The organism is Caballeronia sp. SEWSISQ10-4 2, assembly GCF_030464885.1.
Classification (GTDB): domain Bacteria; phylum Pseudomonadota; class Gammaproteobacteria; order Burkholderiales; family Burkholderiaceae; genus Caballeronia.
Genome location: NZ_JALPRJ010000033.1, coordinates 33,073 through 50,053, shown reverse-complemented (window position 1 = coordinate 50,053; position 16,981 = coordinate 33,073). Strand labels below are relative to the sequence as shown.

At 61.3% G+C, this 16,981-nt stretch carries 17 protein-coding genes and 1 pseudogene; 7 read left to right on the top strand and 11 right to left on the bottom strand.

Annotation, left to right across the window (positions count from 1 at the left end; all coding sequences use genetic code 11):
- Positions 1 to 86: 86 nt before the first annotated feature.
- Entirely contained in the window at positions 87 to 362 is a 276-nt protein-coding gene (gene rpsT, locus M0D69_RS22420; protein WP_047845158.1) for a 30S ribosomal protein S20, read from the bottom strand.
- A gap of 395 nt (positions 363 to 757) precedes the next feature.
- Here rpsT and M0D69_RS22415 point away from each other — a divergent pair, with 395 nt between their 5' ends.
- The 3 genes from M0D69_RS22415 to M0D69_RS22405 are packed head-to-tail and all read left to right on the top strand — an operon-like array spanning position 758 to position 1,633.
- On the top strand, positions 758 to 952 hold the full coding sequence (locus M0D69_RS22415; RefSeq protein ID WP_301784100.1) for a transposase family protein: 195 nt from the start codon (positions 758 to 760) through the stop codon (positions 950 to 952).
- A gap of 31 nt (positions 953 to 983) precedes the next feature.
- A complete protein-coding gene (locus M0D69_RS22410; RefSeq protein WP_301784099.1) occupies positions 984 to 1,238 on the top strand; it encodes an AbrB/MazE/SpoVT family DNA-binding domain-containing protein in 255 nt (84 codons plus the stop codon).
- Positions 1,235 to 1,633 (top strand): type II toxin-antitoxin system VapC family toxin, encoded by a 399-nt coding sequence (locus tag M0D69_RS22405; RefSeq protein ID WP_301784098.1) that lies wholly within the window; start codon positions 1,235 to 1,237, stop codon positions 1,631 to 1,633. The genes M0D69_RS22410 and M0D69_RS22405 overlap by 4 nt, the downstream gene beginning before the upstream one ends.
- 34 nt (positions 1,634 to 1,667) lie before the next feature.
- On the opposite strand, the gene M0D69_RS22400 is transcribed toward M0D69_RS22405, so the two are convergent.
- Positions 1,668 to 1,991 (bottom strand): ISAs1 family transposase, encoded by a 324-nt coding sequence (locus M0D69_RS22400; protein WP_301784097.1) that lies wholly within the window; start codon positions 1,989 to 1,991, stop codon positions 1,668 to 1,670.
- A 121-nt stretch (positions 1,992 to 2,112) separates the two neighbouring features.
- Between M0D69_RS22400 and murJ the strand changes: the two are divergent.
- Positions 2,113 to 3,681: pseudogene (murJ, locus tag M0D69_RS22395) on the top strand (murein biosynthesis integral membrane protein MurJ); the annotation flags it as partial.
- Complete coding sequence (locus M0D69_RS22390) at positions 3,681 to 4,526, top strand: SirB1 family protein (protein ID WP_301784096.1); 846 nt, start codon at positions 3,681 to 3,683, stop codon at positions 4,524 to 4,526. The pseudogene murJ and the gene M0D69_RS22390, both read left to right, overlap by 1 nt.
- Before the next feature lie 103 nt (positions 4,527 to 4,629).
- On the opposite strand, the gene M0D69_RS22385 is transcribed toward M0D69_RS22390, so the two are convergent.
- The 5 genes from M0D69_RS22385 to lpxK form a co-directional block, all read right to left on the bottom strand.
- A complete protein-coding gene (locus tag M0D69_RS22385) occupies positions 4,630 to 5,388 on the bottom strand; it encodes a 3-hydroxyacyl-CoA dehydrogenase (RefSeq protein ID WP_301784095.1) in 759 nt (252 codons plus the stop codon).
- Between the two features lie 144 nt (positions 5,389 to 5,532).
- A complete protein-coding gene (adk, locus tag M0D69_RS22380) occupies positions 5,533 to 6,195 on the bottom strand; it encodes an adenylate kinase (RefSeq protein ID WP_301784094.1) in 663 nt (220 codons plus the stop codon).
- 347 nt (positions 6,196 to 6,542) lie between these two features.
- Positions 6,543 to 7,352, bottom strand: coding sequence for a 3-deoxy-manno-octulosonate cytidylyltransferase (gene kdsB, locus M0D69_RS22375; protein ID WP_301784093.1), 810 nt, complete (start codon positions 7,350 to 7,352; stop codon positions 6,543 to 6,545).
- Between the two features lie 30 nt (positions 7,353 to 7,382).
- Positions 7,383 to 7,589, bottom strand: coding sequence for a Trm112 family protein (locus tag M0D69_RS22370; RefSeq protein WP_047845149.1), 207 nt, complete (start codon positions 7,587 to 7,589; stop codon positions 7,383 to 7,385).
- Positions 7,570 to 8,586: a tetraacyldisaccharide 4'-kinase gene (gene lpxK, locus M0D69_RS22365; RefSeq protein WP_301784092.1), complete on the bottom strand. Its 1,017-nt coding sequence runs from the start codon at positions 8,584 to 8,586 to the stop codon at positions 7,570 to 7,572. Before lpxK ends, M0D69_RS22370 begins: the two co-directional genes overlap by 20 nt.
- A 683-nt stretch (positions 8,587 to 9,269) precedes the next feature.
- Between lpxK and xseA the strand changes: the two genes are divergently transcribed.
- Together xseA and M0D69_RS22355 are read left to right on the top strand one after the other, a co-directional pair.
- Positions 9,270 to 10,649, top strand: coding sequence for an exodeoxyribonuclease VII large subunit (gene xseA, locus M0D69_RS22360; protein WP_301784091.1), 1,380 nt, complete (start codon positions 9,270 to 9,272; stop codon positions 10,647 to 10,649).
- Positions 10,650 to 10,920: 271 nt separating this feature from the next.
- Positions 10,921 to 11,502: a superoxide dismutase gene (locus M0D69_RS22355; protein ID WP_301784090.1), complete on the top strand. Its 582-nt coding sequence runs from the start codon at positions 10,921 to 10,923 to the stop codon at positions 11,500 to 11,502.
- A 152-nt stretch (positions 11,503 to 11,654) separates the two neighbouring features.
- Here the strand turns inward: M0D69_RS22355 and M0D69_RS22350 are convergent, their stop codons facing one another.
- The 4 genes from M0D69_RS22350 to M0D69_RS22335 form a co-directional block, all read right to left on the bottom strand.
- Positions 11,655 to 12,509, bottom strand: coding sequence for a lipase family protein (locus tag M0D69_RS22350; RefSeq protein ID WP_301784089.1), 855 nt, complete (start codon positions 12,507 to 12,509; stop codon positions 11,655 to 11,657).
- 48 nt (positions 12,510 to 12,557) lie between these two features.
- A complete protein-coding gene (locus M0D69_RS22345; protein WP_301784088.1) occupies positions 12,558 to 13,940 on the bottom strand; it encodes a metallophosphoesterase in 1,383 nt (460 codons plus the stop codon).
- Between the two features lie 659 nt (positions 13,941 to 14,599).
- Positions 14,600 to 15,667 carry a Cj0069 family protein gene (locus M0D69_RS22340; RefSeq protein WP_301784087.1) on the bottom strand — a complete coding sequence of 356 codons (1,068 nt, stop codon included), beginning with the start codon at positions 15,665 to 15,667 and terminating at the stop codon, positions 14,600 to 14,602.
- A gap of 182 nt (positions 15,668 to 15,849) precedes the next feature.
- On the bottom strand, positions 15,850 to 16,893 hold the full coding sequence (locus M0D69_RS22335) for a hypothetical protein (RefSeq protein ID WP_301784086.1): 1,044 nt from the start codon (positions 16,891 to 16,893) through the stop codon (positions 15,850 to 15,852).
- Positions 16,894 to 16,981: the final 88 nt, after the last annotated feature.

Here is a 16,981-nt window from a genome sequence, read left to right as displayed (position 1 = left end):
CTGTTTTAAGAACGTCGGGACAAAAAGCAGCAGCCTGTCACGCGTCTGTCAAACCAGTGACGCGCAATGGGCGGCAACCAGTGTCTTTAAGCAGCAGGTGCTTGCAGACCCTTGATAGCAGCCGACAGGCGGCTCTTATGGCGAGCTGCCTTGTTCTTGTGAACGATGCGCTTGTCCGCAATGATGTCGATGGTCTTGACCGACGTCTTGTAGATTTCCGCAGCCTTGGCTTGGTCGCCGGCATCGATCGCCTTGCGAACGGCCTTGATGGCGGTGCGGAACTTCGAGCGCAGCGCCGAGTTGTGCGAGTTTGCCTTCGCGCTTTGACGGGCGCGCTTGCGGGCTTGTGCGGTATTTGCCATGACGGTTCCTTATCCTGTTCCAGCTATGTGTTTCAGCGCTTCCCGTTTAGCTTCTGGATCGAATCCAGCTCAATGCTGGCCCGGCTCCACACAAGATAAAACGAGGTCAATCCGATGCGCTGTTTATGATCAAACTCCCGGGATCGATTGCCCGAAAGCGCAAAAACGTCGAAAGAAGACGCGAAGCCGCCGTGCCTAGGGGGTGCCTAGTAGTGCCGAAAGCGGATTCAGGAGCTTCGAAACCGGCGATTATAGCAACGAAATCATGGGACTGGCAAGCCCGGCTGGTTTTTGCCGCAGGGGTTCCGCACGAAGGCCCGCATAAATAAAGCGACGCAGCGGTTGTAAACAATCAGCGGGTCAGGTTTTACTCTTGTTTTTTGCCGGAGCGAGAGATGGCCTCGATCATGGACGCATTTGACGATTTGCGGGATCCGCGCTGGCGTACCTGTCGTTATCCGTTACCGGAAAGCCTGTTCGCGGCATTGAGCACGGTGTTGTGCGGCGTGGAGGAGTGGGAGACGACCACCCTGTGGGCCCGTACCCAACTGGGCCTGGCGGGATACTCCTTGAGCTTGAGTGTAAGGTAAAAACACCTTACTATATATTTTTCGAGAGGGCATGATGAGTACGCTAACCGTGACATCGAAAGGGCAGGTCACCTTACGTAAGGATGTTTTGGACCATCTGGGCGTTCAACCAGGGCAGCGGATCACGGTCGATAAGCTTCCAGACGGTCGGGTGGTGGTAAGTGCTGAGCGCGCCAGCGAGCCGATCAGTGCGGTTTTCAACCTTCTGAAAAAGGAAAACCGTCCCGCGCTGTCGATCGACGACATGAATGACTTGGCTGCGAAAGGTTGGGCTGGTAACCGATGAAGATTACGGCCGATACGAACGTTCTTGTGAGGGCGATGATGGGTGACGACGAGCAGCAAAGCGCGCTCGCGCAATCGGAGCTCGCGGCGGCCGAACTTGTCGCGATCGCGCTTCCGTCGTTATGCGAGTTGGTGTGGGTGCTCTCACAGGGTTACAAAATCGCGTCCGATGAAATTGCCGACGCTGTCCGGCGCCTGACCAATGCCGCACATGTTGTTGTAAACCGTCCAGCTGTCGAAGCCGGGCTTGCGCTGCTGGACGCTGGCGGCGATTTCGCGGATGGGGTGATTGCCTACGAGGGGCGATGGCTGGGCGGCGAAACCTTCGTGTCATTCGACAAAAAGGCGGTGAAGCGCCTCATGGCACAGAGCAAGGCAGCTCGTCTTCTCGAGTGAGAGGGCAGGCAGGGCTTCCGCACGAAGGCCCCTGTCAGGCAAGGCCGAGAGCGGAGTCGCGCACAGCGGTATCCCATGCGGCGAAGTTGCGGATGTTCTTGAGGCTGATCTTTTTCGGCTGGCGGCTCTGCTCAAGTCGAGCAAGGTTCAGCGTGATCTCGCGCAGGCGGGCCATGTTCTGCGCGGCCACCTTGTCGCGGATCAGACTGGCATCCTCACCCCAGGACACATCGAGTACCCAGTGCAACTGGTTTTCGATGTCCCAATGCGCCCGGCTGAGTCGAGCCATCTCCACCGCCTTCACGGCTTTCGAACGGATGTAGTAGCCGCGCTCGGTGCTCATCCTGCCACCTTGCATGCGGGGATCACGCGACTGGCGGGACCAGGCCGGTGGAAACCGGGCGCAGTGAAAGACCACACGCCGTTGCAAATTCTAACGATTCGCCAAATGTTGCAACGCGTCGCATTCATCATGCCGACCGTATAATAAGCGCCCCATGAATCTATTCCGAGCCCTACTGACGGTCAGCGGCTTCACGCTGCTTTCCCGCGTGACCGGTCTGATCCGCGAAACGCTGATCGCGCGAGCCTTCGGCGCCAGTCAATTCACCGACGCATTCTACGTCGCCTTCCGCATCCCGAACCTGTTGCGGCGCTTGTCCGCAGAAGGGGCGTTCTCGCAGGCATTCGTGCCGATCCTCGCCGAGTTCAAGAACACCGAGGGTCACGATGCCACCAAGGCCCTCGTCGACGCCATGTCGACCGTGCTCGCGTGGGCGCTCGCGGCCGTGTCGCTCGCAGGCGTGGCGGGTGCGTCCTGGGTCGTGTTCGCGGTGGCATCGGGGCTCGAGCACGACGGCCATGCGTTCGGGCTCGCGGTGACCATGACCCAGATCATGTTCCCGTACATCATCTTCATCTCGCTGACATCGCTGGCCTCCGGGGTGCTCAATACCTACCGGCAATTCTCGCTGCCCGCGTTCGCGCCCGTGCTGCTCAACGTGTCGTTCATCGCGGCCGCAGTCTTTCTCGCGCCGCATCTGAAAGTACCGGTCTACGCGCTGGCGTATGCGGTAATCGTTGGCGGAATCTTGCAGTTTCTCGTGCAGTTGCCCGGACTCAAGAAGATCGACATGATCCCGCGCATCGGCCTGAATTTCTTTCGGGCGTTGCGGCATCCGGGCGTCAAGCGCGTGCTGATCAAGATGGTGCCCATGACGTTCGGCGTGTCTGTCGCGCAACTGAGCCTGATCATCAATACGAACATTGCGTCGCGGCTCGGGCCGGGTGCTGTGTCGTGGATTAATTATTCCGACCGGTTAATGGAGTTTCCCACCGCGCTGCTCGGCGCGGCGCTTGGCACGATCCTGCTGCCGAGCCTGTCGAAGGCGCACGTGGACGCCGATCCGGTCGAATATTCGGCGCTGCTCGACTGGGGTCTGCGCATCACGTTCCTGATGGCCGCGCCCAGCGCCTGCGCGCTGTTTTTCTTCGCGGAGCCGCTCACAGCCACGCTGTTCCACTACGGTAGATTCGATGCGCATTCCGTCCTGATGGTCGGCCGCGCGTTGTCGGCCTATGGCGTTGGACTGGTCGGGCTGATTCTGATCAAGATCCTCACGCCCGGCTTCTACGCGAAGCAGGACATCAAGACGCCGGTGATCATCGGCATCATCGTGTTGATCGCCATTCAGATCAGCAACGTGATTTTCGTACCAATCTTCGCGCACGCCGGATTGACGCTGTCGATCGGCCTGGGCGCCTGCGTGAATGCCACGTTGTTGTTCATCGGCTTGAGGAAACGCGGGATTTACCAGCCGTCGGCGGGATGGGCGCGGTTCTTCGCGCAATTGCTCGGCGCATGCCTCGTGCTCGCCGGCGTGATGCATTGGGTGGCGGGCAATTTCGACTGGATCGGCATGCGCGCCGCGCCACTGGAGCGAATTGTGCTTCTCGGTGCAAGCCTGGTCGTATTCGGTGCGCTATATTTCGGTATGCTCTCCGTGATGGGCTTCAAATACGCGTATTTCAGAAGGCGAACGCTGTGATGACAACGACGCGCATCCTCGACTATTTCACCTCGCTTGTGGCGGAGGACGAGAGTCTGCCGCTCACCGAGGCGGCGTTGTCGCTCGCCCAGGACGCGTATCCGGATCTCGATTTGCAGGGTGTATTGGCTGAGATCGACGAGCTGGTTTTGCGTGTGCGCCGCCGTATGCCTGAGGACGCCGACATCAAGCAGAAAGTCGGCGTGCTGAATCGTTTTTTCTTCCGTGAGCTGGGTTTTACCAGCAATCTCAACGATTACTACGATCCCGACAACAGCCACCTGAACATGGTGCTCAAGCGCCGTCGCGGGATTCCGATTTCGCTCGCCGTCGTGTATCTGGAGATGAGCGAGCAGCTTGGCATTCCGGTGCGTGGCGTGTCGTTTCCGGCGCACTTCCTGCTGCGCGTGACAACGCCCGATGGCGACGTGATGCTCGATCCGACCACGGGGCATTCACTGTCCGAATCGGCGATGGTCGAGATGCTCGAGCCGTATGTGCAGCGGGTAGGGGAATCGATCGGCAGTGCGCTGCGGATCTTGTTGCAACCCGCGACGCGCCGGGAAATCATCGGACGAATGCTGCGGAATTTGAAGAGTATTTACCTGCAGACGGAACGCTGGCAACGGCTGCTTGCCGTGCAGCAACGTCTGGTGATCCTGATGCCGGAGAGTATTGAAGAAGTGCGCGATCGCGGCTTCGCTTATGCGCGTCTCGACTATCTGCGTCCGGCGATGGAAGATCTGCGTCGTTATCTTGATGACCGGCCCGATGCGGAAGACGCGACCGTTGTGGAAACGGAATTGCATGAGCTCAGGCAGCGCACCCAGCACAACGGCGAGTGATCCGGTCTCTGGTCTTCAAAGCTGAAAAAACTTCAAAGCTGAAAAAAACGGCGGCACATCTAACGCGATGGCCGCCGTTTTTCATGATGTGCACGCGAAAAACTTACTTCGGCTGCATCCGGATTGCACCGTCGAGACGAATCACCTCGCCGTTGAGCATCGGGTTATCGAAGATCTGCTTGACGAGCATGGCGTACTCGTTCGGCTTACCCAATCGCGACGGGAACGGCACCGTTGCACCGAGCGCGTCCTGCACTTCTTGCGGCATGCCGAGCAGCATCGGCGTTTCGAAGATGCCCGGCGCAATCGTCATCACGCGAATGCCGTTGCGCGACAGGTCACGGGCGATAGGCAGCGTCATGCCGACCACGCCGCCCTTCGATGCCGCGTACGCGGCTTGTCCGATCTGGCCATCGTAGGCTGCCACCGACGCCGTGTTCACGATCACGCCCCGTTCACCCGCTGCATTCGGTTCGTTCTTCGACATGGCCGCTGCCGCCAGCCGGATCATGTTGAAGGTACCGATCAGATTCACGCCGATGGTCTTGGCGAACAAATCAAGCGGGTGCGCGCCATCCTTGCCCACGGTCTTCGCGGCCGGTGCGATGCCCGCGCAATTGACCAGCCCGCGCAGGCTGCCGAGTTGCGTGGCCGCTTCCACGGCGCGTTGGCCGTCTTCCTCGCGGCTCACGTCGCACTTCACGAACTCGCCGCCGAGTTCCTTCGCGAGCTTCTCACCGCTGGCTTCGTTCATGTCGGCGAGCACGACCTTGCCGCCGTGGTCGCGGATCAGTTGCGCGGTGGCGGCTCCAAGGCCCGATGCGCCGCCCGTGATGAGAAAAACGTTGTCCTGGATGTCCATGCTGTGTGCTCCTTGATGAGGGTTATACGCAATCGTGCTCGTTCCAAGGATCGCTCAGAACGAAAAACCCGCTCGGCCGATGGAGCACGAGCGGGTTTCGGAACGCGTGTCCCCGAGCGCTTGGGTGTGAGCGCCGGGTGACGATCAGATCAACGCATCGAACACGCGGGTGCGGATTTCATCGACGGTACCCAGACCCGAGATCCGCCGATACTCCGGCGCCTTCAACCCGTTGTTGTTGCCGTGGTTCGACCACGTGTTGTAGTACTCGATCAGCGGCTTGGTCTGCGCAACATAGACGTCAAGCCGCTTCTTCACGGTCTCTTCCTTGTCGTCGTCGCGCTGGATCAGCGGCTCGCCGGTGACGTCGTCACGGCCTTCCTGCTTCGGCGGATTGAACTTGACGTGATACGTACGGCCCGAAGCGGCATGCACGCGCCGCCCGCTCATGCGCTCGATGATGTCCTCGAACGGCACGTCGATCTCGAGCACATAGTCGATAACAACGCCAGCTTGCTTCATGGCGTCGGCTTGCGGAAGCGTGCGCGGGAAACCGTCGAAGAGATAACCGTTCGCGCAGTCCGGTTCCTGCAGGCGTTCTTTCACGAGGTTGATGATGAGCGTGTCCGGCACGAGTTCGCCGGCGTCCATGAAGCGCTTGGCTTCAACGCCGAGCGGCGAACCCGCTTTCACGGCGGCGCGCAGCATGTCGCCCGTCGAGATCTGCGGGATGCCGAACTTTTCCTTGATGAAGGTGGCCTGGGTGCCCTTGCCGGCGCCGGGGGCGCCCAACAGGATCAAACGCATGGTGATATCTCCGAATCGAATAGAAACCGCTGCGCTGCGAGGCTTATTCTCGCATCCGGTCGCTATGGCGCATCGCCCGGTTGAAGCCGCAAACGAGGTGCAACGAGCCGAATTCGGGAGACGGCGCGGCACCAGTCGACACGGGCGCTCAGGAGCGTTGGCGCTGACCGGAAGGCTCGCGCTACCAATCGATTATGCCATGCATCGTCACAATCGCGGCTCGAATACGCGGCTGGAAACCCCGGCAAGTGGGGTGCAGCGGGGGTTAACGCGAGTTGATCGAAAGGGGGCTGCCGCGCTAGGAGGCGTTGAAAACGAGCTGATTTCGCGGGATGCTTCCTGCCCCGTTACGCCGAAGCGCCAAACAACGCGCGGACGCGGGCGAGATCGGTGGGGGTATCGACGCCCGGCGGGGGCGCGTCGTTCGTCGTCAGCACTGCGATGCGCTCGCCGTGCCAGAGCGCGCGCAGTTGTTCGAGCGCCTCGCCCTCTTCGATCGGAGCCACCGACAGCGTGGGGTAAATTCGCAAGAACTTCGCCCGATACGCGTATAAGCCGATGTGCCGCAGCACATTGGAGGGAACGGACGGACGTGCGCCGAGCGCGGCGACATTCGGCCAGTCCTTCTGCCACGCGTCGCGCGACCACGGAATCGGCGCGCGCGAAAAATACAGCGCGACGCTCTTTGAATCCAGCACGACTTTCACCACGTTCGGATTGAAGACATCGGCGGGGTCAGAGATGGGATGCGCCGCGGTCGCGATCGCGCACGACGGATGCGCCGCCAGATGCGCCGCCACGTTGCGCACGAGCGCCGGCTCGATCAACGGTTCGTCGCCCTGCACATTGACCACGATGGTGTCGTCGCTCCAGCCGAAATGCGTCGCGACTTCGGCGAGCCGGTCCGTGCCGTTCGGATGATCGGCGCGGGTGAGCAGGGCGTCGATGCCATGTTCCTTCGCGACTTCGACCACGCGCTGCGAATCGGTGGCGATCAGCACTTGCAGCGCGCCCGATAAACGCGCGCGCTCGGCGACTCGCACGACCATTGGCTTGCCGCCGATATCCGCCAGCGGCTTGTCCGGCAGCCGCGTGGACGCGAGCCGCGCGGGGACGACTGCTATGAAGGGCGGCGCGACCGGAACATGTGCGTTCATAAAACCTCGATTTAAAGCCTCTTTAAAACCTCAGTTCCCGCCGGCGGGTTTCAACGGCTCGACGGGCGTGCCTTCCACGGTCTGGCGGGCTTCGTCCGGCAGCATGATGGGAATGCCGTCGCGGATGGGGTAAGCGAGTTTGTCGACGTTACAGATGAGTTCCTGCGCCGCGCGGTCATACGTGAGCTGGGTCTTGCAAATCGGGCAGACAAGGATTTCAAGCAGGCGTGCGTCCACGAAGTTTCTCCACAACTAATGCGATGAGGCGGGGGCTGAGCACGGCTTCGACTGGAACCACCCAGATGCGCGCGTCACGCCAGGCCCCGAATTTTACTGCATCCTTCTCGGTGATCAGGATCGAATCGGCGTCGATGCCGGCGAACGGATTGTCGCGATAATCATAGTGATCCGGAAACGCGCGCGTGGCCGGCGTGAGTCCAGCCGCGCGCAGCGACGCGAAGAACCTTTCCGGCGAGCCGATGCCCGCCGCGGCCGCGACCCGTTCGCCCTTGAACGCGCCGAGCGGGCGGCGCACGGCCGGGTCATCGAGGAGCCAGGCGTCGCTGGTGGTCAAATCCAGCGAGAAGGTATTTGGCCACGGCGGCAACGTGCGGTCGTAGGGGCTATTGATGAGCGTGGCGTCGCGGTGCCGCGACATCGATTCACGCAGCGGTCCCGCCGGCAGCAGGAAACCGTTGCCGCCCAGACGGTCGTCGAAGACCACAAGTTCGAATGCGCGCGCGAGGCGGTAGTGTTGCAGGCCGTCGTCGCTCACGATCACATCCACCGATGGATGCGCCTTCAGCAACGCCTGCGCCGCCGCGACGCGATCCGGCGAGACCATCACCGGCGCATGCGTGCGGCGGGCGATCAGCAGGGGCTCATCGCCGACTTCGGATGGCTGGCTCGTCGGGCTCACGCGCGTGGCTTCGTGGATCTTCGCGCCGTAACCGCGCGAGACGACGCCCGGCTGGAAACCGGCGGCGCGCAACGCTTCGACGAGAGCGATCACGGTCGGCGTCTTGCCGGTGCCGCCCACGGTCACGTTGCCCACCACGACGACCGGCACCCCCACGTTCACCTGCTTGATCCAGCCGAGCGCGAAGAAGGCGCGGCGAATCGCGGCAATCAGGCCGAACAGGCAGGCAAACGGCGTCAGCGACCACGCGACCCAGCCGCGCTTGCGCCACTCGCGGGCGAGGAAGTTTTCGATCGGCGGCTTGAAATCAGACATGGCGCGCCTTGTGTTCAGGAGCGAACGATGCACGCGATTGGACGGACAGCAACGTCAGGCGGTGCAGCGGCGAGGGGGGCGACAGTGGTGGCAATGTCAGTGATAACGGCCGGCACCTTTGCATCGGGACGGATCTCCAGAATGAGCGGATGTAAGCAGGCGATAAGCGGACGATAAGCGGACGATAAGCCGTCGGCGGACGACAGAGCGCATGATTGCGCTGGCCCTCGAACCCGGCACTCTAGCGCGGCGCTGCCCGGGGCGCCAGTTTAAGGGTAAACCGGACCTCGCCGTGCGGCGTTGAAATGCCTTCGAGTGCAGCCCGAAAATAGGTAGATTCGATGCGAGATTTTGCACACAAACCGCCTGTGGATAACTCTGTGAACAACTTGGGCTCCTGCGGCCTGAAATCGGCTTCGGGAAAGCCTTGCATCGGCTTAGTCACGATTTAGAGATGGAAAACACAATAAAAACAATGACTTAAACTGAGTTCATCAGGATTTAATGAGAGTTTCCGTTAGCTCCCGGTAACTCGCGCCTTGTGGACACTTGCTACACTTCGCACGCTGATCGGGCTTATCGTCCATGCCTTGTTCACCGGCCGCATGGCGCTCTCAGGACGGCTCATGTGTCCGCTCTCAAGCCAGCGTGTTTTTAACCTCAACCGACCACCATTTTCCTCGATGAGCAGCGACCCTTTCACCTCCTCCGGTCAACCCGGCAGCGCCGACGCCGTCATCCCCGTTTCGGCGCTCAATCGCGCGATCGGGTCGATGCTCGAACGCTCGTTTCCGCTCGTCTGGGTGTCGGGTGAAGTATCGAATTTTACGAAAGCGGCGAGCGGCCACTGGTATTTCTCGATCAAGGACGCGCAGGCGCAGATGCGCTGCGTGATGTTCCGCGGCCGCGCACAGTACGCCGAGTTCACGCCGCGAGAAGGGGATCGGATCGAAGTGCGCGGGCTGGTCACCCTGTACGAACCGCGCGGCGAGTTGCAGCTCGGCGTGGAAGCGGTGCGCCGGACCGGGCAGGGGCGCTTGTACGAAGCCTTCTTGAAGCTGAAGGCGAAACTGGAAGCCGAGGGGCTGTTCGCCGGCGAGCGCAAGCGGCCGCTGCCGCACCATCCGCGCGCGATCGGCATTGTGACGTCGTTGCAGGCGGCGGCGTTGCGCGATGTGCTTACCACGCTCGCGCGGCGCGCGCCGCATGTGCCGGTGATCGTTTATCCCGCGCCGGTGCAGGGCGCGGGTGTTGCCGCGAAGCTCGCCGCGATGGTCGATGAGGCCAGCGCCCGCCGCGAGGTCGATGTGCTGATCGTGTGCCGCGGCGGCGGTTCGATCGAGGATCTGTGGGCGTTCAACGAGGAAGTGCTCGCGCGCGCGATAGCCGAAAGTGCCATGCCGGTTGTAAGCGGTGTAGGCCATGAGACGGATTTCACCATCGCCGATTTTGCTGCCGATGTCCGCGCGCCCACGCCCACCGCAGCCGCCGAACTCGTCAGTCCGCAGCGCGTGTTGTTGCTGCGCGATCTGGATCACCGGCATGCGTCGCTTGCACGCGGTTTCGGCCGGATGATGGAGCGGCGCGCCCAGCAGCTCGACTGGCTCGCGCGCCGGCTGGTCAGCCCGGCCGAGCGGCTGGAACGCCAGCGCATGCATTTGCGGCAACTCGCGGCGCGGCTTGCGTCAGCCGGCGCGCGTCCGGTTCGCGACGCGCGCGCGCGTTTTGCGCTCGTGCAGATGCGCTGGCAACGCTGGCGTCCTGATCTCGCCGCCGAGCGGGAACGTCTGATGCGTCTTGCACAACGCCTGGGTGCCTCGCAAGGGCGCCGCCATGAACGAGCGGTGGCGCGGGTGTCGGAGTTATCGGCGAGGTTGCAGGTGTTGAGCCCGCAACGCACGCTCGAGCGCGGCTATGCGGCTTTGATCGACACGCAATCCGGGCGCGCCGTGCGCGCGCCGAATGCGTTGAAGCCCAAGCGGGCGTTGACTGTGCATCTGGCCGAAGGATCGGCCGATATCGTGCTGGCCGACATCCAGCCGCGGCTCTCCGATGAATTTTGACTGTTAGCAGGTGTGCATCGCGTGAAACAGCAGTCGCCTTCACGCGATGTTCACATGACAAACATGACAAACGCGGGTGCTTCAAAGCCCGTATTTTTGACGGCTTAGATGGAACGTTCGAGCATTTTTTACGCCGACGTTAAAGCTTCGTAATCGATACTGCTCATAAAAACCCGCAATTTGCGGGGTTATCCCAACTCGCCTACAATCGAGTGCTCCATTGCCTCACTCCTCACGTCCCCCAAAATCATCATAGAAGGAAGCTCGCACCATGGAACATACCCTCCCGCCGTTGCCGTTCGACAAGAACGCGCTCGCTCCGCACATGTCGGAAGAAACGCTTGAGTATCACTATGGCAAGCATCATCAAACCTATGTGACGAACCTGAACAAGCTGATTCCGGGTACCGAATTCGAAAACCTGTCGCTCGAAGAAATCGTCAAGAAGGCGTCGGGCGGGGTGTTCAACAACGCGGCGCAGATCTGGAATCACACGTTCTTCTGGAACAGCCTGTCGCCCAAGGGTGGCGGTGCTCCGGCCGGCGCACTCGGCGACGCGATCAATGCCAAGTACGGTTCGTTCGACAAGTTCAAGGAAGAGTTCACCAAGGTCGCGACCGGCACGTTCGGCTCGGGCTGGACGTGGCTCGTGAAGAAGGCTGACGGTTCGCTCGACATCGTGTCGACCAGCAATGCCGCTACGCCGCTGACCACCGACGCCAAGGCGCTGCTGACCATCGACGTGTGGGAACACGCGTATTACATCGACTATCGCAACGCGCGTCCGAAGTTCATTGAAGCGTTCTGGAACATTGCGAACTGGGACTTTGCGTCGAAGAATTTCGGCGCTTAAGGTTTCTGAAGCGTGACGAGATAGTTCGGAAAGTGCAATAAAGATTGGAAAATCCGGACCACGCGTTGCAATAAAGTTTGGAAGCGCTAGTAAAAATGAAAGCCCTCTGTTTGAGGGCTTTCGGCTTTCCAGCGTGGGACAGCTAGCACGCCTCACGACATGAAGCAGCGCACGTAGTTGATGGGTGCGTGATCGGCGAGATCGCGCAACACCACATTGCCAGTTTTCCATGCGTAATTGCGCAGATAATCCGTGCGCGCGGCGAGGCGGTCGTCGCGCACGAAGTCCGGATCCGCTGAGGAAGCGAGGACGCCGTCCCGCGTGAGGTAGGCAGCGTCGCTGGCGTGAACGTAACCTGCGACCGCGGGCGGCAGTTCGGTGACGACATCGCAGCAATCGACCAGGCGTGTCATGTCGATGCCGGCGAGCGTCGCGACGAAATCCGCATCGCCCACGCGCGGCGAGCCGATCGTGACGAGCTTGTCTGGCGCGATCACGCTCGCGTACAGCGTGGCGATGGCCGCGCCGAGGCTATGGCCGGTCACGATCAGCCGCCTGCGTGCGGCCCGCGTTTGCTCCAGCCACTGATTCACCGAGGCGAAGACGCTGCGCGCCGCGCACGCGAATCCCTTGTGCACGCGGCCCGCCTTTTCGGTCCAGTCGGTCAGGCTGAATTGCAGATCCGCGCCCAGATCGGAGAGCTGAGTCGGCTCCGTGCCGCGAAACGCGAGCACGCACAGGCCGTCCACGGATCGCGACGCGCCGTAGCCTTGCGTGCCGGTGGCGGCGTCCTCGAAGATGACGACATCGTCGAATCGCACGCGGCCGAGCCCTTCTTTCAGGCGATCGAGTTCGGCCCCGCCGTCCTCGTAATGCATGTAGGCGAGCCGCGCGAATTCGACGGACAACGCCACGTCGTCATAGTCCGTGCCGGCCACGAACACGGTGGCCCGCAATTGCGGCGCCTCCAGCGCGGTGCGGGTCGCGTCATAAGGGATACCGGGCATGATCGCCTCCACGATCTTGAATCAGCATGAACGGACGCACACGCGTGGTCATTTCGCAAGGAAGGTTCTTGCGTACACCTTGGCCCCTTCTTCGTCGATGAACTCCTCGGTGAGATCGGCGCCGTTCAGCGTGAGCGCTACCAAGCCGTTGTATACGCGTCCAGGATAGAGCAGGTCGGCCACCGTGCGGTTCTCATGCCACACCGCGCTCGGATTGGCGACCAGCGAATTGGGCTCGCCCGCGGGCACCGCGCCGTGACCGGCACAACGCGCATGGATGATGCCGCCGCCAATGCTGTTCGGTTGCATCTGAGCGCGTGTACCCCGGTCGCTATACACGATGCCCGCGTGCATGTGCCCCCAGTACCACCACAGTTCCAGTCCCGCGAAGCGTGGCGCGACTTGCCCCCATAGAGCGCTCGGCGTCATTCCGTCGACCGACAGGCCGTTGTGGTGAGTGAGGAGGATGGCGCGTTTGGCCGTTGGATTCGTCGCGATCAGATCGTCGACGAACGCGCATTGGTCCGGATCCAGAAAACCGTGCTGATAGAGATGAATCTCGTCGGCGTGATAGGCGGTGTCGAGGCCGATGACGAGCCAGTCAGCGTTTGTCAGCGCGAAGTAGCTGTTCCTATTCTGCGCGGCGAAATCGCCGTCGCCATCGAGCACGGAGTAATAGCCTTGCGCGCCCGAATACATCTCATGGTTCGAATTCAGCGTAAAGCTTCCACCCGCGCCTGGAGGCCATTTGCCGATGAAGTTCCGTTGCTCTTCCACGCCGGTGCCCGCGTAATAGACGTCGCCAAGGTGGACCGTGTAGGTCGGCGCGAGTGCGCGGATCTGATTGGCAACCTTCTCGGCGGGCGTGGGCACTCCGTCGGTCCGATAGTCGAAGCCGGTTCCCCAGTCTCCCGCGACGGCGATCGATACATCGCCGCCCATCGCGGTCGTCCGCGGGGCGGTGCGGAAGTCCGCCTTTGTTTGCGGTGAGAAATGCTCGAGCCAGCACACGGCGGATTCAGTCCAGCGCACATCGAGCGATTCGTACGGATTCTTGCCGACAAGGTCGCCTTCATCGGATACCGAGGACACGGCCACGCCGCCTGTCGATGTGGGCATCACCTGCGCATGCATCAGCAGGCTCTTGACGTTCGAAAGGATGTGATGCACCGGGGACGAATTCGTATCGCCGCTCACGAGATCGGCGGTCTGGTTGTGCGCCTGATTCAACAGATAGTCGAGCATCTGGTTCTGCTCGGGCGTGCCCGTGACTCTGACGTTGTTCACCGCGACCAGCAAACGCTGCTGAAGATCCTGGAGATCCGTGTCGCTTGGGGCCGCTGTGCCGAATGGACGAAGCTCCGTCGATTGTCCGCTGCCGGATGCGGCGTCGTTGATTTTGAGGGCCATCGTTTCGGTGGGCGTGCTCATACCTGACCTCTCTGGGTAGCAATACGAAAGCCCGAAAGCCGCGGCGACGCGCATGCGCCGGCACGTCCCTTCGTTGCGGGGAACAGGAGTCGGAAGATCCCGAAGGAACGGGCATGAATCTTTCGATGTCATCGCCCGGTCGCACTTCAGCATAGGACAACGTTTGCGCCGGGAGAAACGCAGCCCGGGCCGTTTGGTGGTCTAGCAGACAAAGAGCATGGACGCCGGACGGCGTATGCCAATTGAAATAATCGGATTGCTAACCGACAGGAATGCGTGGTATCGAGACTTTGCTGGAGAGTCTTTGCTGGAGAGTCTTTAGGCACCTCCTGCCTGTGTCGCACAAGATGGTGACGTCCGTCGCCTTCGGCCCTGGACGGCTCGACGAGCCGCAGGGCCGCCGTCACGTTGGCGCCCGTCGACGTGCCGCACAACAGCCCTTCCTCTGCCGCGAGACCGAACGCCATCGCGCGAGCTTCTTCGGTCGATACGTGCTACCTACGGCCAATCGCTAGCGCCTGGCGAATGATCGAAGTTCGCCCTCGAGCGGACTTTCGTGGCCTTGGCCATTTTGCCCAACTGCAGCCATCACCGTTTCAAGGGGGCTGCGATGACGATTTTGGCTGCACAAATCATGCTGCTCGCCATCTGAGGGAAAGTCAGTTCGATGGGTATTTTTTACGCAGACGTTCCTTCACCAAGCGAGCAATGGCTGCCGGTGCCTGCTCTGGTATGGCGAAAACCGAGCTGACGTTGATCTCACAGAGTACGTAGGTATCTTCGCCCGATTCGTTGCGCGGGCCATAAAGAAAGTCAGCATCCCAGATAATCGGTAGCGAATCGCTGTCGATGTTCAGGATATCCATCATTTGCGGCGTCCATTCGAGTTCCATTTTCGCTCTGAGGGCCTGGAAGGGTTCCGCCGAGGCGGGGTGCATGATCCGTGGCCCGGGCTGCGCAGCGTCAGAGTCGGGTCCTTCCGGTGGTGGCGGCAACAGCGCCTTGATCAACTGGTGTCCAAACCCGACAACCTCGTCTGTTCCCATGTAGCAGCGAATCATGCCGTCTGGCAAGCGTGACTGAAAGGGTTGGTCAACAATGCAACCGTCAGGCGTGAGGTATGCTTCGCAGCGCGCCATGAAATCGTGAAGCGTTATCTCTTCCGGCACGCTCCCTCGGCGTGCATGCAGAACTCGAACCAATATGGTGTCGCTGCCCGGCGGCGAGATTTGTTCGACTTTCCAGACCCCCTGACCACCATTGCCCCGGTTTTGTTTGAGCACACGCGGCCCTGCCGATTCAAGCCGCAACGGGAACTCGGACTGGAACGCAGATCTGGTGGGATAGAGATGGGTATCCGTGCCCCAGCCGAGATGCCTGGTGCGATGCAAAACTTCCTTGACGCCCATCTTCAGGATAACGTCAGGGTGGGCGCTGACCCAGGGTCCGCGCGATGCCACTTCCCGCAACATCGCGTCGAGCGCTACCCGGGTCTGCCCGTCATGAATCGGGTCGACCCATACCAGTACGCCATCAACATTCAGGAGCTGTTCACGCACCTCGTCCACCATCTCGTCGGAATAGACGGCGGGTTGCGCCTGGATACCGATCGCCGTCAGTTCTTCGAAGATGCGATAAAAGCGGTTATTCGCCGATGTCGCACTTTGACGCGCCTCATGATCACCGCGCCACAGTACGGCCACCCTGGCCGGTTCAGTTTGACTCATGTCATCCTCCGCACGCGCCTGCATCCTGGGGGCCACTTGAGCGCGAACAACTTCGCGATCAGCCGGTTGGCACTACGCATTCCGACTCTTTCGTCTTTACCGCCACTTACCTGTAGTCCCGGATACAGGCAGCGAATCTGCCATCCGCCGAAGTGTTTGACCGCCCCGAGCGCCCCACGGCCTCAGCCTTGAGGCGCCATGATGCGCAACGTCGCCTGTCCCTTAACATTTTTGAGCGGGAAGTAGGCACGATGCGTCGAGTTATCCACCGCGACGACGTGCGCGTTGGGGCCGATGCGGCCGTCGCCGATCTTCGAGACGTTGCCCGCGTCGGCTTTGAACAGTGAGACGATCCCGGCTTCGCCAGCGACGTAGAGCAGATGCAGTTGCGGGTCGAAGGCCAGGACGTCCGGATCCTGACCGACCTCGAAGGACGACGTGACGCGCATCGTGCGCATGTCGAGCACCAGCAGCTTGTCATTGCCTTCACACGCGATGAAAGCAAGCCGTTGCTGCGGTTCGATCAGCAGTCCGTGATTGCCCCGCGCGCCGGGCAGATTGATGCGCGCAACGATCCGGTCGTTGGCCGGGTCGATTTCGACCAGTTGCTGCCGGGATTGCACGTTCACAAAGATGTGGCGGGAAACCGGATCGTACTGGGTATTGCCGACTTCACCACCAAGCGGGATCGTCGCAATCTGCGTGTTCGAGCGAATGTCGATCACCGTCTCAGTCTCGCCTGTTTCGTCGGAGACATAGAGTTTATGCGCATCGGGCGCGTAGGCCATGCCGTCCGGGTAGCTGCCGCCCGGCATGCGCGCGGTAATTTTTAGCGTGGTTTCGTCGATCGCGACGATCTCATTTGAACCGGTGGCCGACGCATACACGCGTGACATTGCGGGAATCGCTAACACGCCATGCACTGAGGCCACCTCCGGAATCCGGGCGATCACGCGCGCTGCGCGCGTGTCAAACGCGACCACCTCGCCGTCGCCCAGATGGGCAATGAATAACAGGTGGTGGTCCGGGTCAAGGCTTGCGTAGTCGAGTCGGGTCGGCCGTCCGCCGAGCGGAACGTCGGCGAGCTGTTTCAACGACAGGCCGCTCAATTCAAGACCGTCGCTCGCACCTGACGCGGAGAACACCACACCCCCCAGCGCGGCAGCGATAGCGCACGCGACAGAAAGTAGCCAACGAGCAGCAGGCCGAGTCCAAAGTGCATTCATGATGCGAGTTTCATCAGTGTGTTCACCGCGCAGCAATGAGCCGCGGGTGGCGCTCGCTCAATCGTCGTCTTCGCCAGCGTCAGTGGCG